Consider the following 14,050-nt stretch of genomic DNA (forward strand, 5'->3'; position numbering starts at 1 on the left):
CACATGAGCCCCACCTTGGTGATCCCGAGCTGGCTCCACATCGCGACGTAAGTCGCCACCAGGTCCTCCATGCCCCAGAAAAAGTGGTAGGTCCAGCGGAAGGGCATCTCGACGTTGCCGCCCCGGCCATTCACCAGGCCTGCCACGGGACGATTGTGGAGATACAGGGAACCTGGTTGATCTCGCACTGGTCCGCGACAGGAATGGCGGTGTCGGAGGTGCCACCGACCAGCACGATGTCGACCTTGTCCTTGAAGATCAGGTCGGTTGTCGCGGTCCCGGCGCCATGGCGGTCCGACTCGGAGTCCCGGACGAAGATCTCGACGGGATAGGTGCGGTTCCCCACCTTCACGCCGTCGGCCAGGATCGTGCGCATCGTTTGCAGCACATACGAGTCGACCACGCTGTAACTGCGGAACGCCCCCGTCCGGGACGTCACATAGCCGAGACGTACCTTGCGCGTCGCGCTAGCCGAGGAGGATGAACCCCCGCACGCGGCCAATAGCCCGGCGGCCGGTGCCGCGACCGCCGCAGTCCCGGCCCAGCGAAGCAGGCCGCGCCGGTTAACGGCCCGTCGGCCGCTCTCCCGGGGAGCGGGGACGCCCCCGTCCGCACCGCCAGCCACATCCGTCCTGCCAGCGGCGGGACACCGTCCGCCACCCTCACTACGGTCAGACCTGAGCATGGCACCTGATCCTGCCCCACGCCACCCTGAATCCGACAGCCGGGGTCGGAACTCGGCAGATCCCGGGCGACCAGGGGCGCCTTAGATCCGACATATCGGTGTTTCACTTACCGTCAGCATGGGGATGGATCTTCTCAGTTCACCCCGCAGTATCGGTGCGGCGCACTGCCACTCGCGGTGAGTTCCAGCGTGCCCTGCGCCTTGTCGCGGATTCCGGCCCCGGGCTTGGCGATGTGCACCCCGGAAAGATCCTTCAGTGGCCCGCCGGTGAACTTCACGTTGCCGATCACATTCCCGCCGTCATTACCGGCCACCGGCGTGATCGTGTACTGACCGGCGGTGCCGCCCCAACTGTAGGCACCGGCGGTCCGTTCGACCACGAGCACACCGACGACATTGTCGGACAGCTTCAGGGGATTCGTCCCGGTAACAAGCCGGCATTCCCAGCTGCCATCAATCATCGCCTTGCCATTGATCGCGTCCGGGCTGGTCGTGGTGGGCGTCGGCGAGCCGATGGGGGGAGCCGGCGAAACCGACGGCGCGCTCTTGCCGTCGCCATCGCCGCGCAGGAGTGCATAGCCGCCAACCGCGAGCAACGCGAGGGCCAACGCAACGGCCAAAGGACCGATCCAACCCTGATGAAGCCAGGCGAGGCGATCCTCGCCGGAGAGGTCCTCGTCGTCCGGCTCATCCCGGGCATCCCCCGGTTCCCGCAGCCCCACCGCGCGGGCATCACGTCCGGAGGCCCGCCGCCCAGGCCCGGAATGGCCGCCGGCCCCGGCGCCCTCCTCATGCCGGCCAGCATGCCCACGGCTCCTGGCGCCGGTTCCGCCAGCGCGACCGGCCCGGTCCGCGGTGCCACGCCGGCGCTCGCCGCCGTTCGCCGCACCCCGCTCACCCGATCGCGTCGATCCGGATGACCGGATGGGCTGAGGAGCCGAGACCGGTTGGAGATTGTTGGTGTCGGTCACTGGATTCGGGGTGCGGCGGCGGTCGGCAGGCACACTGCGACCACTCGGTTTGCGCACCGACCGGGAGGGCTGCCAGCCGCTGTCGTCATCCGGCGCGGGGCCGGCACCTCTGGCCTTTCCCGATCCCCGCCGGGGCACCAGGGACGTCCTCTCCGAGGGAGACTCGGGTCGGCGCCCCACCGGCGGCAACGGAGTTCCGACCAGGCCACGCGCACCGGTCCCGGCCGGCGGCGCGGAGGCGTCTGGCCGATACAGCGGACGAGCGGTCGTCATCGTCTCCTCGACCCGAGGTACAGCCAGGTCGGCGGGCCGACCGCTGGCCCGCGACGCATCGGCGCCGGCCTCGGGAGCCGCCCGCCGCTCCGGGGCCGCGAGCGCCCGGCCGCGGGCCGGAGCGGGCAGCCCGTTCTGGCCGGGCAACCGGTCAGTCGGACCGGCCAACGAGTCCCTCGGTCCAGATGCCCGATTCGCCGGCATCCGCCAGTCGCTCCCCGTCGCAGTCTCCACCGACGATCGTCGCCGGGCCACCGGGAGCGGTCCGGAGAGCGGGTCCTCACGGCCGGGGACCAGTCCGGCGATCCCGTTGGGCCCGTTGGACGGGAGAGGACGGACGACGTCTTCGGTGCCGGACAGGGGAGTCCGCCAGCCTGCGAGATCCGCTCCGCCGTCGCGGGGGTCCCGCGGACGATCCTGGCGGGAGCGCAGACGGTCCTGGCGGGAGTGTGGGGGCAGTCCCCCGGAACCGCCGTTGCCCCCAGAACCGCCGTTCGGGCCCCTTCTTCCCGGACCCGGGTCCCTGCCGGGACGACTCGACGCCGATCCCGACAGATAGGCTGCCGCGCCCCCGAATCCGCGGGGCGGAGTTGATGAGGTCGCGCCCGGACCGGCGGATCCACCGCCACCGGGACGGACCCCGCCGGCCTCCCGGTTCAGGGGGCCCGGGCCCGCTGCGGGCGCGCCCGCACCGGGCAGTTGAACGCGGGGCGAGCTGTGCCCGTTCCAAGGATCCGTCGAGGAGTATGCGGTTCGGGGCCCGGCATCGGGCGGCGGTGCGGCGGCGGTCACGCCAAAGCTCCCGGGCACCACCGGGAAGGCCGGGCCGGTGACCCGGCTCGGGGTGCCCGACTGGCCCGGAGCTCTCCTGAGGTCCGCCGACGATGTGGGGACAGCCCGGGACGGTGGCGCGGGAACCGGTCGGGCGGAGATCGGAAACCCGCCGGTGAACGGGTCTGCGGAAGCGCCACCCCCCGATCTCGTCCCGGAGGTGGTCCCCGCCGCCCCGCCGGCCCGTGGGGAACGGCCCATCTGCACCGGTCCCGACGGCGGACCGGTCGGGACCGGATAGGCCTCTCGAGCGGGCCCGCCCACCTGCAGGTCGGGCGGCCTCGCAGCCGTCCTGGACGCCGCGGGCGGTGGCGGGGACGCCGAGGGGAGGTAGGACGTCGGCCGGGACGCGGTCGGTGGCGGACCGGCGGAAACCCGAGGACCCCTGGAAACAGAAGGAACAGGAGGAGCCACCGGAGCGGCGGATGACACCGCCGGGGTAGACGGGCCAGCGGGAGCGGGGGGGGTCACCGAGATGCCCGGCGGGCGTCCACCGGCGGGTCCCGGCGCCGGACCGTCCCAGGTGGTGGTCACGTCGAAGGGATCGGCGGGACGCGCACCGCCGCCTGCCGGCGGCATGGCCGGTCCCGGTCCCGGCGCCGGCTCACGCCGGGGCCAGGGAGTCGAATCCCAGGACGTGGGCGCGGGCTCACGGGAGACAGGACGGGCTGCCTGCTCGCCCACCCGCTCCACCGCGAAGAAATCGTCGTCACGACGGGAGGCAGCCGGGCGCCCCGTGGCACCGTCGCGGTCGGTGTCGTAGGTCGTCACAGAACTGTCACCCGCCTCCGGGCGCGGGCGCCGGACGTCGGCGACGTTATCCCGGATTCAGGCATCATGGCCACTGAACCGCTGTATTTGATCATAGGGCGGCATCTCCTGCCCCCCTGGTCAGCACGATGCGGGCAGTCATCGTGTGGACGTGCGTCGGGTAAATGTGTGATCTGGCCACGCCACCGGGTCCCCCGCCCGGGCGGACGAATGCACGTGGGGCAGCCTCGCTCCGGGAGGAGCGGTCTCGGGATGTGTCCCGGAGAACCGCACCGCCATGACCGCCCGTTGATACGTGAAGGACGTCTTAATCACATCGCCAACGAAAAAGCAATAGCACTCTCGTCCGTCGTCCCGCAGCCCATCTAGGCATGTGATAATAGTTCTGTCAACCCACTGTACACCGGTAATCGTCATCGTTTGTCACGGCAGGCGGCATAGATCTCCCGCACGATGCGCTGCGACGACTCGGACTGGACGTTGTCGCTGAACCGCTGGTACTCCTCCTGGGTGTAGTCGGCTTCCAGCTTCTCCAGCGTGCAGGTGCAATAGCCTTCGTTACCGTTGCTGACGTCGAGGCACGAGCTGAGATATGCCCGACGGACCTCCGGGGAGTAACGGCCCTTCCCCACCGCGGCCGGCCCGGCCGCGGTCCCGGAGCCCGATCCACCGCCGCCGAGGGCGAGGAATCCGATGACGCCGAGCCCGAGGCAGACGAGAACGACGGCAGCGCCGATCAGCAGCGGCGGACGGTCGCGCACGTACTGGACGAGCGCGGTGACCCGTGCCGGCAGCCCGCCGGCCTCGGCACGCCGGGCCGTCGCCCCGCGCCGAGCCGTCGCCCCGCGCCGGGAGGTGGGCCCGGACGGTGCCCATCCACTGTCGTGCTCGTCGAACGACCCGGCATACGGCTCCGGCCCGCCGTCCGGATCGCCGTCCCACCGCGGTGTGCCGTCCGCCGCACCACCGGTGGACGGGGCGTACGTCGCCGCCATGCCCCCGACACGCCGGATCTCGCCAGTCGAGTCGCCGTCGCCCCAGGTCGTCTGCGCTGCGGCCGGCCCTGCGGGCGCAGCCACCGGATCGACGGGATCCGCCGCACCCGCGCGGCGGGCCGGACCGGTCAGATCGCCCCACTCCGACGGCCCGCGCGGTGCAATGACGTCCGCGGCCGGTTCCCCCCACCGGCCGCGCTGGCCGGTGGGGCCGTAGGGTGCCAGCCCCTGTGTGTCCGGCGCTGATGGCGTGGCCACCGGGCCGCTCAGGGGGCGGGGTGAATCGGTGAGCGCCCCGCCCCAGCTCGGCGGTGCCGGAGCCGCTTCCACCGCACTGGGCCCGGAATCGGGCGACGAGCCGGCAGCGCCGGGCCGCCCACCGAACGAACCGCCCTGCGCTCCTACGTCGGACCCGGCCCGACCGGATCCAGGCTCCCCGACCGGACCGGTACCGAAGGCGGGCCCACCGGGATGGTTACCGAATCGCGCCAAGGCCGACGGACCGGCCGGCGGCGCTGCCGATGACGGCTGCCAGGTCTGGGCGGCCTCGTCCCAGACATAGGCACCGTCATCGCTGACCCAACGGCCGTGCTCGTCGAGACGCATCTGTCGTCCTTCATGCCGGAGACGGACCGCTTCCAGGGTGCCATGTCGGGTAAGAGCCCGGATCGACCGGGTACCGCCGGTGGTTGACACACCACGGGCACGCCCGTCGGGCTCGCGCACCAGCGAGCGATACCTCACGCGACGGCTACCGCCTCGCAGGACGCCCGACGACCACGCATGACGTGCATCGTCGGTCACGGACTGGCAGTCACCATGATCTCCGCCTTCTGGAACTCCTTCAAAGTTGCGTATCCCGTCGTCGCCATTGCCGTGCGCAGGCCGCCGGCCAGGTTGAGGACACCGGTGCTGGTCGCCGTGCCCGGACCGGTCACGATCTGCGCGAGCATCCCGGTCGGGGCCACCGGCGACCAGCGTCCCCGCGGCAGGTCGGAGTGCAGCACGTCCATCGGCCAGACCCCGCCCTGGCCCGGGGCCTCCCCCGCGGCCGCGAGCGCCGCGTCCACCATGACCGCGTCCGCGCCGCAGGCCACCGCCTTCGCGACGTCACCGCCAGTCCGAAGGTCACCATGCGCGACGACGTGGACGTAGCGGCCGCCCGACTCGTCGAGATAACGCATGCGCGCACCGGCCGCGTCCGCGATGGCGGTGGCGAGCGGCACGCCGACCCCGAGCTCGTCCCGGGTACGGTCACCAAAGCCGGACCCGACGCCCACGATGACACCGGCCGCCCCGGTGCGCATGAGGTGCAAGGCGGTGGAGAACGACGCGCACCCGCCGACCAGCACCGGGATGTCCAGCTGCCCGATGAACCGTTTGAGGTTGAGCGGCTCGCTGCGGCGGGACTGATGCTCCGCCGAAACCGCCGTACCGTGGATGACGAGCAGATCGATCCCGGCGGCCAGTACGTGCGGGCACAGGGCCTTGACCTTCTGCGGGCGCAGCGCCGCGGCCACGACCACCCCAGCGTCCCGAAGCTCGGTGAGACGCTGCGCGATCAGCCCCGGCTGGACCGGCGCGGAGTACAACGCGCGCAGCCGATCGGTTGCCGCGTCCGGGCCCTGGGCGGCCCCGATCTTGCTGAGCTCGGCGATGTGGTTCTCCGGCTCCTCGTACCGGGTCCACAGCCCCTCGATGTGCAGAACACCGAGACCACCGAGCCGGCCGAGCGCGATCGCCGACGCGGGTGAGGTCACCGCGTCGGCCGGAGCGGCCACGAGCGGCAGGTCGAACCGGTAGGCGTCGATCTCCCAGGCAAGCGAGACGTCCGCCGGGTCACGGGTCCGACGGGATGGAATGATGCCGACGGCGTCGAGACCATACGCGATCCGCGCGCTCTTGCCGATGCCGATCTGGATCTCTGCCACTACTGGCGCCTCCTGATTGGGCCGGCAGGCGCGTGCCGACCGGAAAACCGACGTATCTGCTCCACGACTGACCGAACATCCCGGTGACCCGGTGACCAGATGACCAGGTGACCGCGCACGAGACGCGACGGCCGTCACCGGCCTGGGGACGGCCCGGCGACGGCCTGGTCGGTCGCGCGGCGCGACGACGTCAGCGCGCGGAGTTGTAGTTCGGCGCCTCGACGGTCATCTGGATGTCGTGGGGGTGACTCTCGATCAGCCCCGCCGAGGTAATACGGATCAACTGCGCCTCGTCCTGCATCCGCCGGATGGTGGGCGAGCCGGTGTAGCCCATCGCCGCCCGCAGACCGCCGACCAGCTGATGGGCCACGGCCTCCAGTGGACCCCGATAGGGCACCTGACCCTCGACGCCCTCGGGAACCAGTTTGTCATCGGAGAGCACGTCGTCCTGGAAGTACCGATCCTTCGAGTACGACCGCGCGCTGCCGCGGCTACGCATGGCGCCGAGCGAGCCCATGCCCCGGTAAGCCTTGTACTGCTTGCCGTTAATGAAGATCAACTCTCCTGGGCTCTCGTCGACACCGGCCAGCAGGCTGCCCAGCATGACCGTGTCGGCGCCGACGGCGATGGCCTTCGCGATGTCACCCGAGTACTGCAGGCCGCCGTCTCCGATCACCGGCACACCGTGCTCCCGGGCGACGCGCGATGCCTCGTAGATGGCCGTGACCTGGGGGACGCCGACGCCGCTCACCACCCGGGTGGTACAGATCGAGCCGGGCCCGACCCCGACCTTGATGGCGTCCGCCCCGGCCGCGATCAGCGCCGCCGCACCGGCCCCGGTCGCCACGTTGCCACCGATCACGTCGAGCGGCCGGCCGTCCACCCCGGTCGGCATGTCGGTCTTGATCCGGCGCACCACGTCGGGCACGGCTCGATGATGCCCGTGCGCGGTGTCCACGACGAGGAAGTCGACCCCGGCGGCGACGAGGACCTGGGCGCGCTTGTAGGCGTCCTCCCCCACACCGACGGCGGCGCCGACCATCAGCCGGCCATCGGTGTCCTTGGTGGCGTGCGGGTACTGCTCCCGCTTGGTGAAGTCCTTGACTGTGATCAGACCGCGCAGCCGATCACGCTCGTCCACGATCGGCAGCTTCTCGACCTTGTGGCGGCGGAGCAGGGCGAGCGCGTCCTCCGGCGAGACGCCCACCGGTGCGGTGATCAGCGGCATCGGGGTCATGACGTCCTGCACTCGACGCGAGTAGTCCCGCTCGAAGCGGATGTCCCGGTTCGTCACAATGCCGACCAGCCGGCCGTCGGATTCCGTCACCGGGACACCCGAGATCCGGTATCTCGCCATGAGGACGTTCGCGTCCTCCAAGGTGGCGTCGGGCCCGCAGGTCACCGGTGCGGTGATCATCCCGGACTCGGAACGCTTCACCATGTCGACCTGCTGCGCCTGCTCGTCGATCGAGAGGTTGCGATGCAGTACCCCGACCCCGCCCTGGCGCGCCATCGCGATGGCCATGCGGGCCTCGGTCACCGTGTCCATGGCCGACGACACCAACGGCACGGCGAGATCGATGCTCCGCGACAGGCGGGTCGTCGTGTCCGCCTCCGCCGGTACCAGGTCGGAGGCGGCCGGAAGCAGCAGCACGTCGTCGAAGGTCAGCCCGAGCATCGCCAGCTTCGGCGGTACCGCGGCGGCATCGGCCCCCAGCAGGTCGGGACGCGCGCCGACGTGGGTGCCCACCCCGGCCGGCAACGTGAAATCGGTGGCGAGGGGACCGTTCATGGCACCTTCCATTCCGCGTTGACCGAGGCCGCGGACCCAGACCGACGCCGCGGCACGAGCCCCGCCCGCCGTCCTGGAGCGACGGGTCGCGCGCAACGGCGGAAAAGTATACCTACTACCAGAACCGGGCACCGAGCGGCGGCACAGACTCCATCGTAGAGGTCACCGGCACATATCGGCGGTTCCGGCGTGACCGACATCGCCCGTGACCGACATCGCCATGGATAACATTTTTCTATACCACAGCGCCACCCACCGGGCCTGATCGGGACCCGCACGCCCAGCAGAACAGCGGACCGACCGCGACGGACTATGTCCAGAGCGCCGCGCATCGGTGCCGAGACTCCGGATCGGGACCACTAAGCAGTCTGGGCAAGCGTAGCGTGGTCGTCGTGAGCGACGAGCCTGTCGACCCCTTCGCGGGCGACCCCGAGGATCCGGCTGCCGAGCTCGCGCGCCTCGACTCCATTGACGACCTCGACCTGCTCGAACCGCTGTCCTTGCACGAGCGGGAGGAAGTCCTCGCCGAGCTGGGAGACCTCGACGTCTTCCGCACGCTGCTCGAGCCGCGCGGCTACCGCGGCCTTGTCGTCGACTGCGAGGGCTGCGCCGAGCCCCACTTCTTCGACTGGGACCTGCTGGCTGGCAACCTGCGCAACCTTCTCAACGAGGGGCGGACGAGAGTCCACGAGCCGGCGTTCGCGCCGGACCCGTCGTGCTACGTCAGCTGGGATTACGCCCGCGGCTTCGCCGACGGGATCTACGAGGCATCCGCCGCCTCGGAGGCGGACTCGCGCTGAGGCGGACTCGCGTCGCCGCCTGACCGGACACCCGGCCGGGGTGGATGCTGCGCGCCGACGGAGCGCGGCCGGCGGTGGCCACGCTAATTCCCGCTCAGGCCGTGTGACCAGCCGACCACCGGGGTAGGCGTTCGACCGTCAACAAAAGTTCCGCCGGACCTGCGGATCCGGCGCGGTCGGTCAGCCATGACGGAACACGGCGCCGGCCGGAAGTCCCGCGGCCGACTCGGACCCTGATCCGCCTGAGATCCCTGGACATCCAGGGACTTCCCGACCGTGCAACGGCCGGGCGGAACGACCCGTGACGCGGGCTCACCCGGGTGAAATTTCAAGATCACTCAGAGGGTGACCCGGTACTACGGTGAAGTGGCGGCGCTTGCCGCTCAGGTCGAAAGGGGGCTCAGATCGATGACCGACGTCCGACGACTTCCAGGCCCCGGCGCGGAGAAGTGGGAATGGCAGCTGCACGGGGCGTGCCGTGGTGAGAGCACGGAGCTCTTCTTCCACCCGGAGGGCGAACGGGGGCCGGCCAGAGCCGCCCGTGAGGCCGCGGCCAAGGCGGTCTGCGCCCGCTGCCCAGTCATCCGCGCCTGCGGTGAGTACGCGCTGACCGCCCGGGAGCCCTATGGCGTATGGGGCGGGCTGAGCGAGTCCGAACGGGATGCGATCCTCACCGGCCGCTCCCGGCGGGGGGCCACGAGACGCACCCCGGCCCGGCCCGGACTCGCACCGGCCTGCTGAGAGAGGGCGGCCAGGGGCCGATAGGCGGACGGGTCGGGATAGCCGGTCCTGGTCTCCTGGACCACCCACGACGGGTGAGCGACCCGACAGCGACCCGACGCGGCAGCGACCCAACGCGCCGGAGCCCGGTCGATCATCAAGGACCGACCGGGCTCCGGACGTACCAGGGCCCGGGGGCCGGGCCGCACCCGGCGAGGCCCCACGACGCCGATCCGGTCAGAAACCCGGGCCCTGCGGGTGACTGTGCCCGTGCCCGTGGCCGCGGCCGTCCTGGGGAGCGGGCTCCGCCGGCTTCTCGACGACCAGACCCTCGGTGGTGATGAGCAGAGCCGCGATCGAGGCGGCGTTCGCCACCGCCGACCGGGTGACCTTGACCGGGTCGACGACGCCGGCCGCGATCAGATCGGTGTACTCGCCGGTGGCCGCGTTGTACCCACGACCCGGCTCGAGCTCCTTGACCTTGGAGACGATGACCGCGCCCTCCAGACCAGCGTTGCGCGCGATCCACGACAGCGGAGCGTCGAGCGCGGAGCGCACGATCCGTACCCCGGCGAGCTCGTCCCCGGTACGGCCAAGCCCGTCGTCGAGCACGGACGCCACGTGGGTGAGCGCGGAACCGCCGCCGGCGATGATGCCCTCCTCGATGGCCGCGCGGGTGGCCGACACGGCGTCCTCGAGGCGGTGCTTCTTCTCCTTGAGCTCCACCTCGGTGGCGGCGCCGACGCGGATGACCGCGACCCCACCGGCGAGCTTGGCCAACCGCTCCTGCAGCTTCTCGCGGTCCCAGTCGGAGTCGCTGACCTCGATCTCCTGCTTGAGCTGACGCACCCGATCTGCGATCGAGGAGGCCTCGCCAGCCCCGTCGACGATGGTGGTGTTGTCCTTGTCCACCGTGACCCGCCGGGCCCGGCCCAGGTCGGCCAACGTCACCGCATCGAGGGAGAGACCGACCTCCGAGGCCACCACCTGGCCGCCGGTAAGCACGGCAATGTCCTGCAGCAGTGCCTTGCGGCGGTCCCCGAACCCGGGAGCCTTGACCGCGACGACCTGGAAGGTCTTGCGGATCGAGTTCACCACCAGGGTGGACAGGGCCTCGCTCTCGACCTCCTCGGCGATGATCAGCAGCGGCTTGCGCTCCTGGACGACCTGCTCCAGCACGGGCAGGATTTCGTTCAGCGCCGAGATCTTGCCCGGGTAGAGCAGGACGTAGGCGTCCTCAAGCACGGCCTCCTGGGCCTCGGCGTCCGTGACGAAGTACGGCGAGATGTAGCCCTTGTCGAACTGCATGCCCTCGGTCAGTTCAAGATCCAGCCCGAGGGTCTGGCTCTCCTCGACCGTGATGACGCCATCCTTGCCGATCTTGTCGATCGCCTCGGCGATCAGTTCCCCGACCTGCGAGTCCTGAGCGGAGATGGCGGCGACCTGGGCGATGGTCTCCTTCGAGTTGACCTCGATGGCCTGCTTCAGCAGGGCCGCGGAGACGGCCTCGACGGCGGCCTCGATGCCCAGTTTCAGCGCCAGTGGGGCGGCCCCCGCGGTCACCTGCTTGAGACCGAAGCGCACCATTTCCTGGGCTAGCACGGTCGCCGTCGTGGTGCCGTCGCCAGCCACGTCGTTGGTCTTGGTGGCGACTTCCTTCGCGAGCTGGGCACCCAGGTTCTCGTAGGGGTCCTCCAGCTCGATCTCGCGCGCGATCGTCACCCCGTCATTGGTGATCGTCGCGGCGCCGTAGTGCTTGTCGATGACGACGTTGCGACCACGCGGGCCGATCGTCACCTTGACCGCGTTGGCCAGGGCGTTCACCCCGTGCTCGAGCGCGCGGCGGGCGTCCTCGTTGAACGTCAGAATCTTCGGCATACCTGGTTGTCCTCCCGACACCGAATACCGGTGGAAAACAGCAGGAGCGCGCCCCGCCGGCGGGCCCGGCGGGAACCGGGCGGCCGCCAGCGGGACGCGCCCCTTGGTGCTACCGGCGAGCGGCCTACTTCTCGATGATCGCGAGAACGTCGCGAGCGGAGAGCACGAGGTACTCCTCGCCCGAGTACTTGACCTCGGTGCCGCCGTACTTGCTGTAGAGCACCACGTCGCCGACCTTGACGTCGAGCGGGACGCGCTTGCCGTCCTCGAACCGACCCGGGCCGACCGCGAGAACGATGCCCTCCTGGGGCTTCTCCTTCGCCGTGTCCGGAATCACGATCCCGGACGCGGTGGTCTGCTCCGCGTCGGAGGGCTGCACGACGATACGGTCCTCGAGAGGCTTGATAGCAACCTTGGTGGCGGTCGTCACGATCGACCTCCCCCTTCCTGCGCTGGATGAGAGAGCGACCCTGGCGGCCTGCCGTCGCGGGTGAACAGGCGCCTGTTGTCGCTGGCACTCTCACGTGCCGAGTGCCAACTTAGCACCCGCGCCGCAGACGTCAACCAAGACGGTCGGATCTGACAAGACGGCGGGAATTCAGGTCGTCCCGAGCCGACCCCTGGCCAAGACCCGGCCCCCTTCGCGGCGGCCCGCTCCCACCGGTCGGCGCCCGGCGCCACGGGGCCCCATGAGCACATGAGCGCACGGGGACATGGGGCACCATGAGGACATGATCTGGATGTGGGAGGCCAAGGCGGCGGCCGGCCGGGCGGGCGGCCTGCGGGACTGGGCGATCGATGCGCTTGCGGAGCGAGACGGCGAGGTCTACGTCAGCAGCCAACGGGGCGAGGATCTCATCGTCATCATGCTGCGGACGCCGCCCGATGCGGGCACGTCCGCGCAGACTACCGGGGACACCCGCTGCCCGCTGCCGGAGCCACCGGCCGAGCTGACGAACGGCGATCCGCGTGCCTGGCGGTTCGAACAGGTCAGGGCTCGGCCCGAGAGGTGATGAGCAACGTCGCCTCGACGCGGTCGAGCAGCTCCGCGTAACCAATGGTGTCGATCTTCCGGACCCGCATCACGTAGGCATCTCCGCCGGAAGGCTGGTAGTAACCGCGACGCAGCCCAATGTCGACAAAACCGAGCCGGCTGTAGAGGGCGCGGGCCGCCTGGTTGTCGGTGCGGACCTCCAGCCCGCAGCTGCGGGCACCCGCCCGCCGGGCGTCACGCAGCAGGGCGATCATCAGACGGGCGCCCACCCCCCGCCCGCGCATCCGGGGCACAACGCCGATCGTCTGGATGTAGGCGCCGTCCTTGGCGAGCGCCAGCCCCGCATAACCGACGATCGCGGACGTGTCGTGCGTCGGGACGCCCTGTGGACGCCACAGCGCCGTCAGGTACCGTCGCTGCTCGCCCTGCGCGAGTTCGGACCAGAACAGCTCGGCCGTCCACGGATCGATGTCGAATACCGTCTGCTCCAGCTCGGCGACCATCGCCACGTGCCACCAGCGCATTGGAACGAGGAGCAGATCCGGCCCATCCGGACCGGTAGGGTGTGATCGCGGCTGCGTCAAACCGTGACCGGCTTCGGTGTGTGCGGTTCGGTCGCGTCCGGCCGCCGCAGGTAGAGCGGGACGAGGGGCTGGGGAGCGCGCCCGGCCAGCACGTCGGCCCCGGCGAGACCGACGAGCAGCTCTGGCCGGGGATAGCCGTCGTCCGCCTGGTCTGCGCCGGGCACGGGCGCCTCCCCGGCCGTGGTACCGGCTGTGGCCGCGGCGAGTTCGACGAAGAGCTCCGGGTAGAGCACCGTTCCCGGGCCGACGACGCGGTCGACACCGAGGCCGCGCAGGAACCGGACGACGTCGGCCGGACGGCCAACGGCCGGATCGCCGACCCGCACCCCGTCGCGGTAACAGGCCCAGAAGACCTCGCGCCGACGGGCATCCGTCACGACGGCGACGGAGCCGCCGGTGGCGGCACCGATGGCATCCAGTGAGCACACCCCGTGCACCGGCACGCCCAGTGCGTCAGCGAAGGCGGCGGCGGTCACCATCCCGACCCGCAGACTGGTGAACGGCCCGGGACCGGCGCCCACGACCACGACGTCGAGATCGGTGGGGCGGGCACCCCCCTCGGCAAGCACCGCGCGCATCGACGACGCCAGCAACTCCCCGTGGCGGCGGGCGTCGACGGTGACCATGACCGCTCGCGGCCACACGTGCACCCCGAGCGCGGCGCGCTCGCCACCCGTCCCACTCACCGGCCGCGCGGGGTCGGACGACGTCAGCTCGGCAAGCGCGACCGAACACGCTGCCGTGGATGTGTCAAGAGCCATCACCAGCACTCGTCCAGACTACGGATCGCCTCGCCGACCACGGCGGGCACCCGCTCCACCACCA

General features: G+C 70.8%; 12 protein-coding genes. 3 read left to right on the top strand and 9 right to left on the bottom strand.

The features are described from left to right. Window positions 1-130: 130 nt before the first annotated feature. The 5 genes from AC08OJ_RS00790 to guaB all read right to left on the bottom strand — a co-directional run bounded on the left by AC08OJ_RS00790 (window position 131) and on the right by guaB (window position 8,249). Window positions 131-439 (bottom strand): hypothetical protein, encoded by a 309-nt coding sequence (locus AC08OJ_RS00790; RefSeq protein WP_476592325.1) that lies wholly within the window; start codon window positions 437-439, stop codon window positions 131-133. Between the two features lie 380 nt (window positions 440-819). Further along, a complete protein-coding gene (locus tag AC08OJ_RS00795) occupies window positions 820-2,097 on the bottom strand; it encodes a hypothetical protein (RefSeq protein ID WP_476592324.1) in 1,278 nt (425 codons plus the stop codon). Between the two features lie 1,847 nt (window positions 2,098-3,944). Beyond that, window positions 3,945-5,132 (bottom strand): hypothetical protein, encoded by a 1,188-nt coding sequence (locus AC08OJ_RS00800; protein ID WP_476594844.1) that lies wholly within the window; start codon window positions 5,130-5,132, stop codon window positions 3,945-3,947. Window positions 5,133-5,326: 194 nt separating this feature from the next. Beyond that, on the bottom strand, window positions 5,327-6,457 hold the full coding sequence (locus AC08OJ_RS00805) for a GuaB3 family IMP dehydrogenase-related protein (RefSeq protein WP_476592322.1): 1,131 nt from the start codon (window positions 6,455-6,457) through the stop codon (window positions 5,327-5,329). Window positions 6,458-6,647: 190 nt separating this feature from the next. Beyond that, window positions 6,648-8,249, bottom strand: coding sequence for an IMP dehydrogenase (guaB, locus tag AC08OJ_RS00810; RefSeq protein WP_476594845.1), 1,602 nt, complete (start codon window positions 8,247-8,249; stop codon window positions 6,648-6,650). A gap of 383 nt (window positions 8,250-8,632) precedes the next feature. Here guaB and AC08OJ_RS00815 point away from each other — a divergent pair, with 383 nt between their 5' ends. Both AC08OJ_RS00815 and AC08OJ_RS00820 read left to right on the top strand, forming a co-directional pair. After that, window positions 8,633-9,049 (top strand): DUF5319 domain-containing protein, encoded by a 417-nt coding sequence (locus AC08OJ_RS00815; protein ID WP_476594846.1) that lies wholly within the window; start codon window positions 8,633-8,635, stop codon window positions 9,047-9,049. 408 nt (window positions 9,050-9,457) lie between these two features. Beyond that, window positions 9,458-9,790 (top strand): WhiB family transcriptional regulator, encoded by a 333-nt coding sequence (locus AC08OJ_RS00820; RefSeq protein ID WP_462185725.1) that lies wholly within the window; start codon window positions 9,458-9,460, stop codon window positions 9,788-9,790. A 216-nt stretch (window positions 9,791-10,006) separates the two neighbouring features. Here the strand turns inward: AC08OJ_RS00820 and groL are convergent, their stop codons facing one another. Together groL and groES are read right to left on the bottom strand one after the other, a co-directional pair. After that, window positions 10,007-11,647 (bottom strand): chaperonin GroEL, encoded by a 1,641-nt coding sequence (gene groL / locus AC08OJ_RS00825; protein ID WP_476592319.1) that lies wholly within the window; start codon window positions 11,645-11,647, stop codon window positions 10,007-10,009. Window positions 11,648-11,771: 124 nt separating this feature from the next. After that, window positions 11,772-12,077 carry a co-chaperone GroES gene (gene groES, locus AC08OJ_RS00830; RefSeq protein ID WP_011435085.1) on the bottom strand — a complete coding sequence of 102 codons (306 nt, stop codon included), beginning with the start codon at window positions 12,075-12,077 and terminating at the stop codon, window positions 11,772-11,774. A 301-nt stretch (window positions 12,078-12,378) separates the two neighbouring features. Between groES and AC08OJ_RS00835 the strand changes: the two genes are divergently transcribed. After that, window positions 12,379-12,660: a hypothetical protein gene (locus AC08OJ_RS00835; RefSeq protein WP_476592318.1), complete on the top strand. Its 282-nt coding sequence runs from the start codon at window positions 12,379-12,381 to the stop codon at window positions 12,658-12,660. Here the strand turns inward: AC08OJ_RS00835 and rimI are convergent. After that, complete coding sequence (rimI, locus tag AC08OJ_RS00840; RefSeq protein WP_476594847.1) at window positions 12,638-13,225, bottom strand: ribosomal protein S18-alanine N-acetyltransferase; 588 nt, start codon at window positions 13,223-13,225, stop codon at window positions 12,638-12,640. The genes AC08OJ_RS00835 and rimI overlap by 23 nt on opposite strands. Next, the gene (gene tsaB / locus AC08OJ_RS00845) at window positions 13,222-13,986 is read right to left on the bottom strand and encodes a tRNA (adenosine(37)-N6)-threonylcarbamoyltransferase complex dimerization subunit type 1 TsaB (protein ID WP_476594848.1); all 765 of its coding nucleotides are present in this window, start codon (window positions 13,984-13,986) and stop codon (window positions 13,222-13,224) included. The genes rimI and tsaB overlap by 4 nt, the downstream gene beginning before the upstream one ends. Between the last annotated feature and the right edge of the window lie 64 nt (window positions 13,987-14,050).

It is taken from the genome of Frankia sp. CgKIO3 (genome assembly GCF_977946435.1).

Excerpts from the sequence above, each read along its gene's own strand:
- AC08OJ_RS00820 (WP_462185725.1), top strand. The coding sequence starts at position 9,458 with ATGACCGACGTCCGACGACTTCCAGGCCCCGGCGCGGAGAAGTGGGAA.
- tsaB (WP_476594848.1), bottom strand. The coding sequence starts at position 13,986 with ATGGCTCTTGACACATCCACGGCAGCGTGTTCGGTCGCGCTTGCCGAG.
- groL (WP_476592319.1), bottom strand. The coding sequence starts at position 11,647 with ATGCCGAAGATTCTGACGTTCAACGAGGACGCCCGCCGCGCGCTCGAG.
- guaB (WP_476594845.1), bottom strand. The coding sequence starts at position 8,249 with ATGAACGGTCCCCTCGCCACCGATTTCACGTTGCCGGCCGGGGTGGGC.
- AC08OJ_RS00835 (WP_476592318.1), top strand. The coding sequence starts at position 12,379 with ATGATCTGGATGTGGGAGGCCAAGGCGGCGGCCGGCCGGGCGGGCGGC.
- AC08OJ_RS00800 (WP_476594844.1), bottom strand. The coding sequence starts at position 5,132 with ATGCGTCTCGACGAGCACGGCCGTTGGGTCAGCGATGACGGTGCCTAT.